At 47.7% G+C, this 17,092-nt stretch carries 17 protein-coding genes; 14 read left to right on the top strand and 3 right to left on the bottom strand.

Going from position 1 to position 17,092, the window contains the following annotated elements:
- Positions 1 to 75: 75 nt before the first annotated feature.
- The gene (locus IEW26_RS05070) at positions 76 to 1,920 is read left to right on the top strand and encodes an RICIN domain-containing protein (protein ID WP_188591493.1); all 1,845 of its coding nucleotides are present in this window, start codon (positions 76 to 78) and stop codon (positions 1,918 to 1,920) included.
- Positions 1,921 to 2,087: 167 nt separating this feature from the next.
- On the opposite strand, the gene IEW26_RS05065 is transcribed toward IEW26_RS05070, so the two are convergent.
- Entirely contained in the window at positions 2,088 to 3,032 is a 945-nt protein-coding gene (locus IEW26_RS05065) for a helix-turn-helix transcriptional regulator (RefSeq protein ID WP_188591492.1), read from the bottom strand.
- Between the two features lie 122 nt (positions 3,033 to 3,154).
- Here IEW26_RS05065 and IEW26_RS05060 point away from each other — a divergent pair, with 122 nt between their 5' ends.
- From IEW26_RS05060 to IEW26_RS05035, 6 genes are all read left to right on the top strand, one after another.
- Positions 3,155 to 4,021, top strand: coding sequence for an NAD(P)-dependent oxidoreductase (locus IEW26_RS05060; RefSeq protein WP_229729658.1), 867 nt, complete (start codon positions 3,155 to 3,157; stop codon positions 4,019 to 4,021).
- Between the two features lie 282 nt (positions 4,022 to 4,303).
- Entirely contained in the window at positions 4,304 to 4,861 is a 558-nt protein-coding gene (locus IEW26_RS05055) for a GNAT family N-acetyltransferase (protein WP_188591490.1), read from the top strand.
- 138 nt (positions 4,862 to 4,999) lie between these two features.
- Entirely contained in the window at positions 5,000 to 5,755 is a 756-nt protein-coding gene (locus IEW26_RS05050) for an exodeoxyribonuclease III (RefSeq protein WP_188591489.1), read from the top strand.
- A 308-nt stretch (positions 5,756 to 6,063) separates the two neighbouring features.
- Positions 6,064 to 6,213 (top strand): hypothetical protein, encoded by a 150-nt coding sequence (locus tag IEW26_RS05045; RefSeq protein WP_184190715.1) that lies wholly within the window; start codon positions 6,064 to 6,066, stop codon positions 6,211 to 6,213.
- A 101-nt stretch (positions 6,214 to 6,314) separates the two neighbouring features.
- Positions 6,315 to 6,884 carry a hypothetical protein gene (locus IEW26_RS05040; RefSeq protein WP_188591488.1) on the top strand — a complete coding sequence of 190 codons (570 nt, stop codon included), beginning with the start codon at positions 6,315 to 6,317 and terminating at the stop codon, positions 6,882 to 6,884.
- Between the two features lie 237 nt (positions 6,885 to 7,121).
- Positions 7,122 to 8,099 carry a diaminopimelate dehydrogenase gene (locus IEW26_RS05035; RefSeq protein ID WP_111270699.1) on the top strand — a complete coding sequence of 326 codons (978 nt, stop codon included), beginning with the start codon at positions 7,122 to 7,124 and terminating at the stop codon, positions 8,097 to 8,099.
- Between the two features lie 74 nt (positions 8,100 to 8,173).
- Here the strand turns inward: IEW26_RS05035 and IEW26_RS05030 are convergent, their stop codons facing one another.
- Positions 8,174 to 9,025, bottom strand: a complete 852-nt coding sequence (locus IEW26_RS05030; RefSeq protein ID WP_188591487.1) for a pentapeptide repeat-containing protein — start codon at positions 9,023 to 9,025, stop codon at positions 8,174 to 8,176.
- Between the two features lie 187 nt (positions 9,026 to 9,212).
- Here IEW26_RS05030 and IEW26_RS05025 point away from each other — a divergent pair, with 187 nt between their 5' ends.
- The gene (locus tag IEW26_RS05025) at positions 9,213 to 9,665 is read left to right on the top strand and encodes a GNAT family N-acetyltransferase (protein ID WP_188591486.1); all 453 of its coding nucleotides are present in this window, start codon (positions 9,213 to 9,215) and stop codon (positions 9,663 to 9,665) included.
- A 124-nt stretch (positions 9,666 to 9,789) separates the two neighbouring features.
- On the opposite strand, the gene gdhA is transcribed toward IEW26_RS05025, so the two are convergent.
- Positions 9,790 to 11,175, bottom strand: a complete 1,386-nt coding sequence (gdhA, locus tag IEW26_RS05020; protein ID WP_174812146.1) for an NADP-specific glutamate dehydrogenase — start codon at positions 11,173 to 11,175, stop codon at positions 9,790 to 9,792.
- Positions 11,176 to 11,565: 390 nt separating this feature from the next.
- Here gdhA and IEW26_RS05015 point away from each other — a divergent pair, with 390 nt between their 5' ends.
- From IEW26_RS05015 to IEW26_RS04990, 6 genes are all read left to right on the top strand, one after another.
- Positions 11,566 to 12,093, top strand: a complete 528-nt coding sequence (locus tag IEW26_RS05015; protein ID WP_188591485.1) for a GreA/GreB family elongation factor — start codon at positions 11,566 to 11,568, stop codon at positions 12,091 to 12,093.
- Positions 12,083 to 12,589, top strand: coding sequence for a cation:proton antiporter regulatory subunit (locus tag IEW26_RS05010; protein ID WP_111270703.1), 507 nt, complete (start codon positions 12,083 to 12,085; stop codon positions 12,587 to 12,589). Before IEW26_RS05015 ends, IEW26_RS05010 begins: the two co-directional genes overlap by 11 nt.
- Positions 12,590 to 12,592: 3 nt before the next feature.
- Positions 12,593 to 13,798 carry a cation:proton antiporter gene (locus tag IEW26_RS05005; RefSeq protein ID WP_111270704.1) on the top strand — a complete coding sequence of 402 codons (1,206 nt, stop codon included), beginning with the start codon at positions 12,593 to 12,595 and terminating at the stop codon, positions 13,796 to 13,798.
- Positions 13,799 to 14,159: 361 nt separating this feature from the next.
- On the top strand, positions 14,160 to 14,876 hold the full coding sequence (locus tag IEW26_RS05000) for an expansin EXLX1 family cellulose-binding protein (protein WP_188591484.1): 717 nt from the start codon (positions 14,160 to 14,162) through the stop codon (positions 14,874 to 14,876).
- Between the two features lie 96 nt (positions 14,877 to 14,972).
- Positions 14,973 to 15,920: an alpha/beta hydrolase gene (locus IEW26_RS04995; protein WP_188591483.1), complete on the top strand. Its 948-nt coding sequence runs from the start codon at positions 14,973 to 14,975 to the stop codon at positions 15,918 to 15,920.
- Positions 15,921 to 16,069: 149 nt separating this feature from the next.
- The gene (locus tag IEW26_RS04990) at positions 16,070 to 16,996 is read left to right on the top strand and encodes an NADP-dependent oxidoreductase (protein ID WP_188591482.1); all 927 of its coding nucleotides are present in this window, start codon (positions 16,070 to 16,072) and stop codon (positions 16,994 to 16,996) included.
- Positions 16,997 to 17,092: the final 96 nt, after the last annotated feature.

Here is a 17,092-nt window from a genome sequence, read left to right as displayed (position 1 = left end):
AAAACTGAAAAAGTGGTTTCGGAGCCGCTTTTCTGTAAAGCAAGGATTCTATTCAAATGATAAGGAGTTGAGCATATGAAGTGGTTGAAACGAATGAGTGCAGTGCTGCTTAGCGGAACACTGCTGGCAGGCAGTCTGGGATCGGGAGCAGAGGTGTCGGCTGCTGGAGCCTATACTGCTGTAGCTGACCCATCGAAGCAGTATCAGACGGTTGAAGGCTGGGGCACGTCTCTGGCCTGGTGGGGTAAGGTGGTTGGTGAATATTCGAATCGAGATGAGTATGTGGAGAAAATGTTTAATCCAACAACAGGGCTGGGGCTGAATATTCTCAGGTATAACATTGGAGGTGGAGATAACCCGTCGTCCAACGTGCTTGAATACCGCAAAGCGGTGCCTGGTTATCAGCCTTCTCCGGGTGTGTACGACTGGACTGCAGATGCGAATCAGCGCTACATGCTGCAAGCTGCCAAGGCACAGGGTGTGAATATCATTGAAGCGTTTGCCAACTCGGCTCCCTATTGGATGACCATTAGCGGAAGTGTTTCCGGTGCGGCGAACGGTGGAAATAACCTCAAGCCGGATTATTATGATGATTTTGCCGACTATCTGACTGAGGTAGTGAAGCATTTCCGGGATCAATGGGGCATTACGTTCGACACAGTGACCCCGCTGAACGAACCTGTCTCGACCTGGTGGAAGCTGGGCAATGATCAGGAAGGCATGCACTTCGACCGGGCAGTGCAGAACACCATTCTGAGTCAGGTGCAGGCATCGCTGAATGCCAAGGGGCTGACAACAAAGCTGAGCGCACCGGAAGAATACAGTCTGGATGATACCAATGCTTCTTTTAAAAGCTACAACAGCTCCGTTCAATCGGCCATCAGCCAGATTAACACACATACGTATGGCGGCAGCAACCGTACAGCCTTGCGTAATACGGCGGCATCTGCCGGCAAGCATCTATGGACATCCGAATACGGGGACGGCGATGCAAGCGGTCTTACGATGTCTCGTACCATTCTGAAGGATATGCGCAACATGGGGGCAAGTGCGTGGGTGTACTGGCAGGCCGTGGACAGCGCGGAGGGCTGGGGCTTTTTCAAAAACGTATTGAACAATACCCAAACGACCGGCTACACAGTGAATCAGAAATATTATGTCATGGGTAATTACAGTAAATTTATTCGCCCAGGCTACAAAATTATCGGCATGAGTGATGCAAACACTCTTGCGGCATATGACGCAGCTTCCGGCAAAATTGTACTTGTCACAACCAACTCGGATTCAACTGATACCTCCGTCACCTATGATCTGAGCCGTTTCTCAGGAGTAGGCTCGTCTGTGCAGGTCTATCGCACGTCTGCGACGGAGAAACTGCAGCAGCTTACGAATATCCCAGTTCAAAACAAAACATTCACCACGACAGCCAAAGCAGGCTCGGTCACTACGTATGTAATCTCCGGTGCATCCTACAATGGCAGCACAGGATATGAAGCAGGAGCGATTTACAAGCTCGTTAACCGCAACAGCGGTCTTGTGCTGGATGTAAATGGTGCATCAACGGCTGGTGGAGCAACCATTATACAGTGGAGTGACAATGGAGCAGCGAACCAGCAATGGAAGCTGGAGCCTGCGGGCAATGGATATTACAATATTCGTAACGTAGGCAGCGGGCTGCTGCTGGATGTCAATTCAGGCTCAACCCAGGGCGGAGCAGCGCTGATTCAATGGCAGGCTAACGGAGGGCACAATCAGCAGTGGCTGCCCATTGATGTCGGGGGATATCTGGTACTGGCCAATCGCAATAGCGGCCTGACGGTAGATATCAATCAGGGTTCCATGACGGCAGGCGCGTCCACCATTCAGTGGGAGGATAACGGTGGAGCGAATCAGCAATGGCGTCTTGTCAAAGTAAACTAGACTGTACAGTGCAGGACAGGCCGTCAAACCATGAACGACGTTAACTTTGTTACAAATGACGAGCGATGAGCTATGAGCTACGGGTTATGAGTCAGAAATGAATTGAAGGGATTAAATAAAGAGCAGTCTGCCATTCTGCAGGCTGCTCTTTCCCTTTAATAGATGATCTAATCTGCATATTGTGCAGACATGGCTTGCAGTCTGGTGCGGATCTGGTCACGAATTTGCGGGGGATGTGTGACATGTGCGTCTGTTCCCAAACCAAGAAAGAAACTGACCACCCAAGGGATGTAACTTGTGCTCATCTGTGCCTGAATTCTTCCTGAACCGTCTTCATTAACCAGCATGAATGAAGACAACCATACATCGGATTGACATCTTCGCACACCATCTGGCGTCAATATCACCTCAAGCTCCAACGGAGTTTCTTCATCCTTGCGCATGATCCACTCCTGAATATTCTCTTCGTCCAGGTCTACTTTCTGGCTTTGATCCACCTCACATTGAACTCCGCTAATCCGGTCAACACGAAATACACGATAATCCGCTGCGCTGAAGCAATAGGCCTGGCAGTACCATAAACCATTCATCGTATACAGCCCGAGAGGTTGAATCCTTCGTTTTTGTGCTGTGCTGGCTTCATACCGAATTTCAATAATTTTTTGTTCCAAAGCCGCCTCCAGTATTTCTTTCAAGTAAGGCACATCTAGTTGATGCGGGGGGACCCAGAATGTCAATCTTTGCTGCATGTGTTCGATTTTACGTTTAAGATCACTGGATAAATAATGGAAAAACTTGCGCAACGCACCTTGCACTTCATTGTTAAAGGGCAGAGATTTATAGTTCTGCAGTGATTGGCAGGCAAAAAATAATGCCATAGCCTCATGCTCGGTAAAACTGATCGGCGGCAGCATTTTCTCTCGTAAAACGCGATACCCTCCATTAGCACCAACCTCGGAATAAAGAGGGATGCCCAGCTCGCTTAATTCCGCCAAATCACGAATCATGGTCCGGCGTGATACCCCGCACTCATCGGCCAGCTCTTGTACGGTAAACGTTCTGCGTTCATTCACTAACATAATTAACTGAACAAGTCTTTGTGCTTTATGCATATGTGCTCCTCAAAATGATTTTTTAAATCATGCCATTAGTTGTCACTATTATCGATTATGCTTATTTTCGAAGTCAAGATGAATCGTCTTCAATCCATAATACATGCACTTGGGAGGAATAAATGATGAAGAAAGTAACGGTTATTGGTTTAGGAGCGATGGGAGGGGCCATTGCAAATGCACTGCTGGAGAAGGAATATGATGTCACCGTATGGAATCGGACTGCAACCAGGGCAGATTCCCTCATTGAAAAAGGAGCTGTGCTCGCAGCTACGGCTGCTGAAGCGATCCGTGCCAGTCAAATATCGATAATCTGTGTATCTGACTATCAGACTTCATATGAAATACTGGACGTAGAAGATGTCCATTCTGCCTTATCTGGGCGAGTTCTAATCCAACTAACGACAGGCAGCCCCGAACAGGCTCAAAAGCATGAAATGTGGGCTAATGTTCACAGTGCGGCGTATATTGAAGGAGCGATAGCTGCTGCTCCCGCCCAAATGGGAGGACCTCATGCAACCATTTTCACTTCAGGGTCCAAGGAAGCGTTTGACCAAGTTAAGCCGGTTCTCGATGCACTGGCAGGTCAGGTTCCTTATTATGGAGAACAGGCTAGTGCTGCCGCTTCGATTGACCTGGCATTTCTCTCGTATCTGTTCGGGTCATATCTGGGTTTCTTCCACGCAACGCGTATTCTGGAGTCGGATGGCCTGCGCATTGATGACTTTGGTTCCCTGATTGCAGGAGTTTCACCGATGATTGGTGCTATTCTTCAATACGAGAGCGAGGTCATTCAACATTCCAATTACGAGAATCCGCAAAGCTCTCTTCAAATGTCCATGGTTACTGTAGGGCTTCTTATGGAGCAGGCTCGTGAAAAAAACATGAATAACGAGTTTCCGTTGTTTCTGCGAAACCTGTTTAATAAAGCTATAGATGCCGGTTACGGTGAGCAAGACATAGCCTCGCTTGTGAAAACCATGCGTTGAGATTCAATACAGAGCTCACGTATTGAATGAAATTCTCTTTATCTAATGGGGCTGAATAGGTTTTAAAATGGAATACAACCACTAGAGGCCATTCCCGGCAAGTAATCAGGGTATGGCCTCTAGTGGCATCATTTTGACTTATCCTGTTCTTCCTATGACATGACTTGGTTATATGAGGTGAACATAGTAAAATAACACAGAAGTTGCAAATACGTAACTGTAACGTACATAAAAACTAGGGCACGCCCTAGACGAGATTTTAGCTTAAAGGAGAAAAAAATAATGAGTGAACGATTTACGTTTGAATATTTTCCACAGCTGGATACGGAGCGTTTTCGGCTTCGGGCGGCTGAAGCTGGTGACAGCCTTGATCTGTTGACGTTATATTCTGACCCAACCGTTGTAGAATATATGCCCTTCACACCCTTTGAGTCCGAGCAGGATGCTTTGGACGAGATGGGCTGGTATGCGAAGATTTTCAAAGAGCATTCAGGTTTGCGCTGGATGATAGAAGACAAGGAGACGCGTCGTGTCATTGGCACATGCGGATATCTGGGTTATGAAGCACCGCATCATCGGGCAGAGATCGGGTATGATTTGCTATCCTCCTGCTGGGGCAAGGGCATCATGACAGAGGTTGCATGTGCTGTACTGGATTTTGGATTCAATCAGATGCGATTGAACAAAATTGAAGCGAAGGTGGACCCGGGGAACGAGGCGTCCGTTCGTTTGCTGCACAAGCTGGGTTTTCAGCAAGAGGGATTGCTGCGTCAGCATGAGTTCGAGAAGGGCAGATACGTTGATCTTGCGATATTCTCGAAGCTGCAAAGCGATAACTAAACGAGTTCTTTATCTTTACTTTCATTTTGAATTTTATTTTCATTTCATTTACAGTCCAATCTCCCATCCCCATAATGTGATGTCTTGTCCCGCGAATTGGGCTCATGTTATATTGAAGAGATGTGAGGAGATGAGATTATGAAGCTGGTGTCCTGGAACGTGAATGGACTTCGAGCGTGTGTGAATAAAGGATTTATGGATTATTATCATCAAAGCAAGGCTGACATTTTCTGTCTTCAGGAGACGAAGCTGCAGGCAGGGCAGATCGAGATGGAGCTGGGCGAAGACGTCTATCAATACTGGAATTATGCGATTAAAAAAGGATACTCCGGCACAGCGGTATTCAGCCGCATCAAACCGCTGTCTGTTCGCTATGGCATGGAAGAGGATAGCGAGCCGGAAGGCCGAATGATTACGCTGGAGTACGATGTCTTCTATCTGATTAATGTATACACGCCCAATGCCAAGCGTGATCTGACCCGGCTGCCTTATCGTCTGGAGTGGGAGGATCGGTTCCGATCATATGTGCTGCAACTGGAGAAGACAAAGCCGGTCATCATTTGTGGTGACTTGAATGTGGCCCATCAGGAGATTGATCTGAAAAATCCGAAGCCGAACATGGGCAACTCCGGATTTACAGATGAAGAGCGCGGCAAGATGACCGACCTGCTTGCGGCTGGTTATGTTGACAGCTTCCGTCACCTGCACCCGGATCAAACGGATGTATACAGCTGGTGGTCGTACATGCCCAAGGTCAGAGAGCGGAATGTAGGCTGGCGTATCGATTATTTTCTCGTGTCCGGGCAGCTCGTACCTAACGTGACTGACGCTTATATCGACTGTCACGTGATGGGCAGTGATCATTGCCCGGTAGGCGTGCAGCTGAAAATGTAAGCGAAGATAGAGTAGTAAAGTAGCGCAAACCAGCGCAAACCACACTAACCAGCATAACCGTTTGTTTTCCTTTGGTGTTCCAGCGAAGGAAAACAAACGGTTTTTTGTTATCAGAGGTAGGGGAAGGAAACTGGACTTTGGTTGGGGATAGAACTGGACTCGGGATTGTTTCAATGCCGCCATTTGTTGGGTACGATTGAAGCATACATAGAAAAATTTATGGGACGATTTATATACATGAGTAAAATGATTCATTTACATGATAACGGTGAGAACAGAAACAATCTGCTGAACGAAGGAGGAGGGAGATGAAAAATATCAGAGTTATCACCCGATTCCTGTCTATCCTTGCAATAAGCTGCCTTTTATCCTTGACGGTGTTGTCCGTATCCGTCGTCTGGATTAAACATTCCGTCGATGCTGTGCCCGAAGTAAAGCAAACATTGGAGCTCGACTAAACAAAGGAGGGATGTGCAAGCTGCATGCAGAAGTGGACTTCTGATGTAACGACTTGACTTGCCGAATGACAACCTGAAACAACGAGAAGGAGTGATATTTTATGGTGAAAAAGAAAACATACGTACTGGCCTGCGCTGCGCTGGCTATGATGGTCGCATTAAGTGCTTGCAGCAGTGCTTCTGATCAGCCAAAGAACGAATCTGAACAGGTGAATAGCGAGGCCTCGGCTGGAACGGCTGAGCCAGCTGTCACAGAAAATACAAATGAAACGTCGACGGATACGGAAACTGCATCCACTCCTGCTGCTTCAGAAGCTTCAACGGAGCCAAGTCAGACCGTTGCGGCGGAAGATATGCCGGAATACTTGCCTAAGGATTTCCCTTTACCAGAAGATGCCAAGGTTACGACAGCTACTTCTACAGAAAGTGATGGCAAGAAATCCGTAATGCTGATCTTCACCACTGAGCAGGATATGAAGACGATATCCAAGCTTTATAAGGATTATTTTACAAGTAAGAAGCTGAAAGATTCAGGACAAATCATTGATGAAAAAAATATCGTTATTCAGGGAACTGAACCCGATGAGAAGCAGAGCTGGTCTCTGATTGGCGGGACAACGGCAAGCAAGGAAGGCGTTATCGAACTGACCTTGACATGGTCGGAGATTTAAACAAACGGTAAGGTGGACACCCGTCAAACATTTGTAACCTGTTTTGCAATGGAATGGAAGACGCATCTTTATACACCCTGTTGTTTTTTTATCCATACCTTGCATGGAGCGGCTTTAACGCGGCACCGTTGCAAGGTATTTTTTTATTTGCATCTGGAAACCTGACAAGTTACATGGTATGTTATATCCTTAGATAGACTTATAGACAAAAAGATTCAGACAGGGAGAGGATTAAACATGATTAAAGTTGGCATCGTAGGTTACGGTAACTTGGGAAAAGGTGTAGAAAAAGCGATTACCCAAAATGATGATCTGGAATTGGTTGCTGTATTTACACGTCGTAATCCCGAGCAAATGGTGGCTGAAGGTACGGAAGCACGCTTTGAGCACATCTCTGCGGCGGAGCAGTATATAGGCAAAATTGATGTCATGATTCTGTGCGGGGGTTCTGCAACGGATCTGCCAGAGCAGACACCTGTTATCGCTAAATTGTTCAATACCGTAGACAGCTTCGATACTCACGCTAAAATTCCTGAGTTCTACGAAGCCGTAAACGCGGCAGCGGAGCAAGGTGGACATGTAAGCGTGATCTCCACAGGCTGGGACCCAGGGTTGTTCTCCATGAATCGTCTGCTGGCCCAATCCATTCTGCCTGAAGGTAAAGAATATACATTCTGGGGAAAAGGCGTAAGCCAAGGCCACTCGGATGCGATCCGTCGTGTTCCGGGTGTTAAAGCGGGCGTGCAGTACACCGTACCTGTGGAGGAAGTGATTGAGCGTATCCGTTCAGGAGAAACGCCAGAGCTGTCCACACGCGAGAAACATCTGCGTCAATGTTATGTAGTGGCCGAGGAAGGCGCGAACCAGGATGAGATTCGTGCAACGATTGTAAATATGCCGAACTATTTCTCAGACTATGATACAACCGTTACCTTCATCAGTGAAGAAGAGCTGAAATCCGAGCATGCTGGCATGCCGCACGGTGGTTTCGTTATTCGCAGCGGAATTACAGGCAACGGTCAAAAACAAATTATTGAATTCGGTTTGAAGCTGGACAGTAACCCGGAATTCACGGCAAGTGTACTTGTGGCCTATGCCCGGGCAGCACAACGTTTGAGCCAGGAAGGTCATAAAGGGGCGAAGACGGTATTTGATATTCCGCTGGGTCACCTGTCTCCGAAATCAGCTGCAGACCTTCGTCGTGACCTGCTGTAGTATTCATATATTTTATTATTGAAAAAAAGCTCGCCCTTCTACGAGAGGCGAGCTTTTGGCATTTTATTATAGGTTTAATGCCAGTGGGAAGGCATGTGCAGGTGGTCAGGCAGCCGTGTATCTGCGTTTCCCTTTGCTGCATTGAGCTGTGCCTGTGTCAGGAAGATTGCGCCGCGAAGATCGGCTCCACTAAGCTCTGTATCCCGCAGGTCAGCGCCAATCCAATCTGCGTTCCGAGCATCGGCATGGCGCAGGTTAGCGGCAATCATAAGCGCACCCCGGAAGCTGGCACCTCTCAGATCGGCTCCTTGAAGATTAGCTCCCAGAAAGTCCATACCGCTGCGTTTTTTGGGCTTGGACTTCTTGGAAGCAGATGTAACCGCTGGAGCACTCCCTCGTACTTGTTCACTAGCCTGGAGCAACAGAGCGTTTACGTTTGAACGATGGCTTGTAAGGTCCAGCGCTAGGAGGGCCGCTGGCTCAAGCTCACTCAGTTGTAATACGCCCGGATAAGCCTCAGTCATGGCAGCATACAGTGAGGAGGTATCTTGCCGCATCATCACCTCTCTCATATAACTGATCAATTCATGAATCTGACGCAGAACAGGCAGACAGTCAAACATCTCCCGCGCCGATTCGGGGTGGGTTCGCCAGCTTTTGTCTGCATACGTAACCTGTGACAGCTTCTGGCCCGCGCCAAAGCAATCATAAACGGTGCAGCCCTTGAAGCCTTTCTGGCGAAGCTGCGTATGGATACCGCAGCGATCATCCTCACGCAAATTAGGACAGGGTGTGCCACTGGATTTGTCAAAAGCAAAATCGGAAGATTTTCCGTAAGGCAGGGCGACACAGCAGAGCCCGAAACATCGCTCACAGTCTGCTTGAAGGTGAGGATTCTCACTGCTAATGAATGGTACGTTAGACAAAATACACACTTCCTTATCATAATAAAACGAATGAATTCAAATTCAGAAATATCCTCAGATGAGTAACACTTTACCATTGTCAGTTATTCACTTCAATTGAAAAGAGAGATTAATATTCTCCCGTTACTAATGACAATAGGAAGTACGGCTATGATAGAATATGAGAAATGTATGGAGGTGTTAGAAAGTGGACGGAATAATCTTGCGTCAGGCCGTTCTGGCGGACACGGAGCAGCTGGCGGAATTACGAGCTTTGGTGTTGCGTGATGACCTGACACGTTTGGGGCGATATGACGAGATCAGGGTCAGGGAGCGCTTCCGCAATACGTTTCATCCGGAACATACCCGGATTTTGGAGCGAGAAGGCGTCCTGATTGGCTGTGTGGCGTTAAAACCGATCGAAGGGGGGCTTCTGCTGGAGCACTTCTATATTCATCCCGAGCATCAGGGCAGAACCTTGGGGACTAAGGTGCTTAACCTGCTGCTGGAACAGGAAGATGTCAGGCACAAGCGAATTTCGCTGAACGTGCTGCAGGGAAGCCCCGCACAGCGATTGTATGAACGTTTCGGGTTTATCGTGGATCATGAGGATGCAGTGGATGTGTTCATGACCAAGGATATCCGAATGATCAGCAGTTAATCGCATAATTGAGTATGTGGTACGATAAAAAGCCTTCCCTCGAAACGATAGCTTGAAAGAGCTACGGAACGAAGGAAAGGCTTTTTTTTAGATTAAGCTATTAAAGGATATACATAAAAATAACTTACACGACACCCTGAGCGATCATTGAATCAGCGACCTTGAGGAAGCCTGCAATATTTGCGCCAGCCAAAAGGTTGCCCTCGCAGCCGTATTCTTCGGCAGCTTCGACACAGCTCTTGTAGATGTTTTTCATAATGTCGTGAAGCTTGGCGTCAACTTCTTCAAATGTCCAGGACAACCGCATGCTGTTCTGTGACATTTCAAGAGCAGACACGGCAACGCCACCTGCATTTGCCGCTTTGGCAGGACCAAACAGTACGCCAGCACCAAGGAATACATCAATCGCAGCCAGAGTAGAAGGCATGTTGGCACCTTCACCAATCGCTTTAACGCCGCCTTTGACCAAAAGGGCCGCAGCGTGTTCATCAATTTCGTTCTGAGTGGCACATGGAAGAGCGATGTCACAAGGAATGGACCAGATACCCTCAAAGCCTTCCGTATATGTAGCGTGCGGGTGTTCTTTGACGTATTCGCTAATCCGCAGACGCTCCACTTCTTTCAGGCGTTTCACTGTATCCAGATTGATACCTTGCGGATCATGAATGTAACCACCGGAATCGCTGCATGCTACGACGCGAGCACCAAGCTCCTGTGCCTTCTGGATGGCATAGATGGATACGTTGCCGGAACCGGAGACAACCACGGTGCTGTCCTTGAAGCTGAGCCCCTTGGAGGCGAGCATTTCGTTAACGAAGTATACGCAGCCATAACCCGTTGCTTCTTTCCGTGCGAGACTTCCGCCATACAGCAGACCTTTGCCTGTCAGTACGCCAGCTTCATGTCCGCCACGAATACGTTTGTATTGACCGAACATATAACCGATTTCTCGTGCGCCTACGCCAATATCACCTGCTGGAACGTCTGCATCGGGACCGATGTATTTGTACAGCTCTGTCATGAAGCTCTGCGTGAAGCGCATCACTTCCTGATCGGATTTCCCTTTCGGATCAAAGTCAGAACCGCCTTTACCCCCGCCGATCGGCAGACCAGTCAATGCGTTTTTGAAAATTTGTTCAAAGCCCAAAAATTTGATAATGCCGGAGTATACCGAAGGGTGGAAACGAAGCCCGCCTTTGTAAGGACCGATGGCGCTGTTAAACTGTACCCGGAATCCGCGGTTAACCTGCACCTTGCCCTGATCATCTACCCATGGTACACGGAACGTAATCACCCGTTCTGGCTCAACAAGCTGCTCTAACAGACTGTGATTTCTGTATTTTGGATGTGCCTCAATGACGGGGATCAGTGAATCCAGGATTTCTTTGACAGCCTGATGAAATTCGCTCTCGTTCGGATTTCTTGCGATGACCGACTCATAAACGGAATGAACATATGCTGCGGCAGTAGTAGCTTGAGATGTTGAAGTTTCTTTTGTAATCGTGGACACTTTTTCAATGCACTCCTTTATCGTGTTAAAGTCTGCAGATACCTATTTGTATAAATTGCATAAAAGTTTGTAGTTAAATATACAGGAAAGAAAATAAAAATACGAGATGAAAATCCATAAAATGTTTTTTATGAGCCAATTAAAATGTTCTATGGATCTATCATAATATGTAATGAATATCGTGAAATGATGGATAATAGTTCCAGGTTATAGAATAAAACGCCAAGTTAGCGGAATAGATTGGATTAATAATTTCATTTTGGTAAGATGGTAAGGAGGGCTCACAAGTGGGGCTCTTTTATTATAAGAAGGAGGACAACAGGATGATGAAAAGTTACAACAAGCGAATCAACGTGGAGAACAAGGCGTGCATAGGAGGTGAAATCTACTATGAACCGTAGAAATCCACTTGACAACCGCAGAGAAAAGCTGGTGAGTCAGCTGTTGACCCTGGGCGAAGAGAAAAGGACATTTCTTGACGCTTATTTTGACGTGCATAATCCTGAGCGTGTGCAGTTGGATAAGCAACTGATGGCATATACAGAGCGGGTGGAGCAGCTGCTTGCCGGGCCGGATGAACAGCTGGGCTCCGTTGTGCTGATTGGCAGCAAAATTGAACTCGAGTATGTTGATTTTCATACATCGGATACGTTAACGATTGTAATGCCGGAGGAAGCAGACCCGGATGCGGGGCAGATTTCATTCCTTTCTCCTGTGGGACGTCAGCTGCTGCTGGGAGATAAGGGAGAAATACGAGCCATCTCTACTCCAGCGGGTTCCATGAGGATACGGATAGCGGATATTCAATGGGCTTCCGAACAAAACTCGGAGCAGATTCGGCATTCTGAGCAACTGGATGAACCGGGTGCGAACTCCATGAAAGGGTTATCCCGGGGAGGTGCAGACCATGCATTTTAAAGAAACGGATCTGCCAGGCATTGGACGCAAATACTGGCTGCATACCCGCAGCGGAGAGCATCTAGTCATTGTTGTCCATAACGATGAGCGTCGTGATCTGTTCCATATGGAGTCAGGCGAGCACGCGGAAGAACTCGGAGATATGGTATCTCTGGTGACCCTTGATGATGATGAAGCTAGAGCTGTAGCGGCTATTGTTGGCGGCATGACGTATAAACCACAGTTCCAGAACGAACGGGAAGTCATGCTGGAAGGCCTGCTCATCGAGTGGCTTCGCATCGAACCTCATGCTGCCTGTGTCGGGAAGACCATCGGAGAGCTGAACATTCGGCAGGTGACCGGTGTGGCGATTCTGGCGGCGGTTGACAAGGAGAAGGAGAAGCAATTTAATCCGGGGCCGGAGTACGTTTTTACCAGCGGAGCAACGATTGTTGTTGCAGGTGAACGTGACCAGCTCAAGCAGCTCAAACAATGGTTGACCGATGGGCGGATGTAGCGTATGGATATGCTCATATTCGAAGTGGGGGTTGCCGTTGCGCTGATTACACTTACGGGATTAATATCTGCACGACTACGATTTTCGGTTATTCCATTTTACATTCTGATCGGTATGGCCGTTGGACCGCATGCACCACAGTTTGGCATTGTGGATTTACGATTTATCGAAAGCTCGTCTTTTATTGAATTTATGGGCAGGCTGGGTATTTTATTTTTATTATTTTATCTGGGCTTGGAGTTCTCGGTCTCCCGGTTGTTAAAATCGGGTAAAGCGATTCTCACCGGCGGCATATTCTATGTCGGTCTTAATTTTGTCTCTGGTCTTCTGCTGGGCTGGTTCATGGATCTGCCCCTTCAGGAAACGATGGTTGTGTGCGGCATTATGACGAGTTCTTCAACCGCTATCGTTGCCAAGGTACTCGTGGATCTGAAACGGACAGCCAATCCGGAGACCGAAATTATTATGGGCATGATTATGTTTGATGATCTGTTCATCGCTATTCACATCTCTATTCTGACTGGACTTGTGCTTAGCGGTGCGACTTCATTGGGTAGTGTACTGCTGGTATCGCTTTCTGCGTTGCTGTTTATTGTGCTGTTCCTGATTATCGGCAGGAAGAGTATTAAATATATAGATAAGGCGCTTAATATCAAGTCATCGGAGCTGTTTCTGCTAGCGATCATGACTTTGCTTTTCCTGGTGGCGGGTTTCTCGGAGACGCTGCATGTAGCCGAGGCCATTGGCGCATTAATGATTGGACTTGTGCTTGGTGAATCGAGACATGTCCACCGGATTGAGCAGCAGATTATGCCGTTCAAGGACTTTTTCGGTGCCATATTTTTCTTCAGCTTTGGCCTGACCATCGAGCCCTCCACCCTCGGCGGGGCGGTAGGTATGACCCTGATTGCGGTTGTTCTGACAATTCTGAGTAACTTCGGTGCAGGTATGATTGCAGGGAAAATGGCTGGAGTCTCGACCAAGGCATCATTAAATGTCGGCTTCACCCTGGTATCCCGCGGGGAGTTCTCGATCATTATGGCCAACATCGGTAAAGCAGGAGGGCTTATGGCTTCCATTCAGTCCTTTGCCGTGTTATATGTGCTAATTCTCGCTGTACTGGGGCCTATTCTGACCAAAGAGTCTCCTAAGATTTACGCGCGTTATGAAAGGATCCGGAATCGGACCAAACAAAAGGAAGCAGGATAAGTAAGACGAGTAGAATAAAGCAGGATAGTAGGCTCAGGCTCAGGTGTTAATACAGAGCCGAGACAGGCGTCACACTTGACTGGAGAGCTAGGTATCTCCCGAGTGTGGCGCTTTTTTTTTTTTGTTGTGTTTGAAAGCAGGACTTTGGATGTGATTTTACAGAAAAGGATTTAAAAATTTTAAATCATATGTAAAATTATGTTATTAGATGTCGCTGCGTCCATGAAAATTGACATAACAACATAAGCGGAATAATTCATTTACACCTTGACGGATAACAGCTGGTCTCCAGATTGTTCTGTCATCGTAGTGGATTGCGTGAAATCTTTATTCGAATTGAAAATCATAAGGAGGAATAACCATGAGCAAGAAGAGTGGATTCCAGCGTCTCAGAAGGTCCGCCGCAGGGGTGTTGCTTGGCCTGGTCTTGTTTGCCCTGCCGGCATCTGCAGCCTGGAACGATACATATCAGGGATATGCTACGTACACAGGCTCCGGGTATTCAGGTGGTGCTGTGCTGCTTGATCCGATTCCGGCGGATATGAAGATTACCGCACTCAACCCATATCAGCTCAATTATAATGGAGTCAAAGCTGCTTTAGCTGGAGCTTATCTTGAGGTACAGGGTCCCAAAGGAAAGACCGTAGTATACGTTACGGATCTGTACCCGGAAGGAGCCAGCGGGGCATTGGACCTCTCGCCTAACGCATTCAGCCAGATCGGTGATCTTCAGGCGGGGAAGATTGATATCAGCTGGAAAGTTGTCAAAGCCCCGATTGAAGGGAACGTTTCCTATCGGATCAAGGAAGGCAGCAGTCAGTGGTGGGCGGCCATTCAGGTTCGCCATCATAAGTATCCGGTGTTGAAGTTTGAAGTGAAACAGAAGGATGGCTCCTGGCTTAATCTCGAAAAACAGGATTATAATCATTTTCTGGGTACCGGGCTTGGTAAAGAAAAACTCAGCATTCGGATCACGGATATCCGGGGGCAAGTTCTGTATGATACGATTCCGGCACTGCCGAACGATGGATCAGGCGGTGCCTACATCGTTCCGGGTAATGTGCAGTTCCCGGATTAGAGGATATATGATATAAACATAAGTATCAGTATTAGCATAGAGGATTTCAAAGTCGTACATCGTACGGCTTTTTTTATATCCCAAAAGGAGTTACATATGAGAACAGGTTTGCCTTCTTATCAGACAACACATTTGTATTGGAAACAGTATCAGCATTTTTTTCCTGAGGAGGTGAGACTGGGGGAGGATAACTGTCCAGAGGAAGAATGGTGGGAAGTGAACGGAGTTCATCTTCATATGGATCGATTACCCGTGCCCGCGTCTCCAGTCAAAATTCTGTTCATTCATGGTGCCGGAGGAAATGGCAGATTGCTTGCTCCTTACGCACGAATGCTGCAGCTGCATGGTTACGAGGTCATATCTCCCGATCTGCCACCGTATGGACTAAGCTACGCATTACATAACACACGTATAAACTATGATCTATGGATTACACTGCTGGACGCCCTTATAGAACGGGAATATAAGAGAGATGGCAAACCGTTCGTTGTGTTGGGAAGCAGCATAGGCGGCATGCTGGCCTATCATGTCAGCGTACGAAACAAACATGTTAAGGGATTGATTGCAACGACATTTGTAGACACGAGTGATTCCGAGATGCGAGATCAGATTGCACCGAACCGATGGGTCAGTCGTGCAGGCAAGCGTATGATGGATCTTCTGCCTGGTGTCCTTGATGCTGTACGTATTTCAGTCAAACGGGTCTCCCGGATGGAGCTGATTACGAACAATAAGGACCTGACCCGTCTCATTATGAATGATCCACAGGCTGCTGCGGCATCTGTACCTTTGGAGCTATTAAGAACCTTTCTGAATAAAACGCCGGAGGTGAGTCCAGAACAATTCAGTCGATGTCCGGTGCTGCTGGTTCATCCTGAGATGGACCCGATGACCCCGTTAGCGTTCAGTCAAGCTTTCTATGATCGATTGACCGTGGATAAGGAGCTTGTCATTTTAGAGGGAGCAGGCCACTTTCCAATAGAACAACCAGGCTTGAGGCAATTGCAGGAAGCTGTTCTGCGATTTTTGCAAAAAGTTCAATAGTGTCATCAGCATGCCTTACTTATGGAATGAACATTCAGTGACATCAGGTCAAGTAAACCGACGTATGGGGTAATCATAAATAGAGAAGAGTATGAGAATAACCTATCACATGTCACATCATTCCATTTTCAAGAAAGGCAGGGATCAGCATGAAAGCTATTGTGATTGATGCATTTGGCGGGCCCGAACAATTAAAGGAAAAGGAGGTGCAGAAGCCGGCGTGTGGTGTCAATCAGGTATTGATCCGCACACATGCGACTTCTGTAAATCCAGTGGACTTTAAAATAAGACAAGGCCACTTGAAAGAAGCCGCAGACCAATTGCCAATGATTCTGGGCGGAGACGTAGCAGGAACTGTGGCTGAGGCCGGTTCAAACGTTACCCGTTTCAGAGAAGGGGATCGCGTATTCGCTCGGCCCCGGCAATTCGGAACCTATGCAGAATACGTTGCTGTTGATGCGGATATCGTTGCACGTATACCTGAGCAGCTCAGCTTCGAGGAAGCAGCAGCGATCCCACTCGCTGCAATGACAGCCTGGCAAGCGTTGGTGGATCATGGTCGATTAGGCAAGGGACAGAAGGTGCTTATCCATGCCGGTGCAGGCGGCGTCGGCACATATGCGATTCAGATCGCCAAGTCTTTGGGGGCTGAGGTAGCTTCCACCGCAAGTGCAGCGAATGAAGAACTGCTTCGCTCGTTGGGTGTGGACCATTTTATTAACTATAAGGAACAGGATTTCTCGCAAGTTCTCTCAGGTTATGATGTCGTTCTGGATACGATGGGCGGCGACATCCAGCGGGATAGCTTCAAGGTGTTGAAATCCGGAGGGCGTCTCGTTTCACTGGTGGAGCAGCCGGATGAGCAGCTGGCAAAGGAAGCTGGTGTGACGGGCAGTGTATTTATGATGGAGCCTAAGGGAGATCAGCTTGAACAGCTGGCCGAGCTTGCGGCAGCAGGGAAGCTGAGATCTATTATTGATGAGACATATCCGTTAACAGAACAAGGCTTGCGTGATGCACACCAAAAAAGTGAATCCCATCATACGCGGGGTAAGCTGGTGATTACAGCATATTAATCGGATATTGATAGCTCGTAATCATAATCGGCAAGTCGAAGCTGTTGCTTACACGCTCAAATTATGGTTACAAGTTAAACGAACGATGACCGTCAA

It is taken from the genome of Paenibacillus silvae, from assembly GCF_014639235.1.
GTDB lineage: Bacteria > Bacillota > Bacilli > Paenibacillales > Paenibacillaceae > Paenibacillus > Paenibacillus silvae.
Note: the sequence above shows the minus strand (reverse complement) of the source record. Positions and strands in the feature narration are given on the sequence as shown.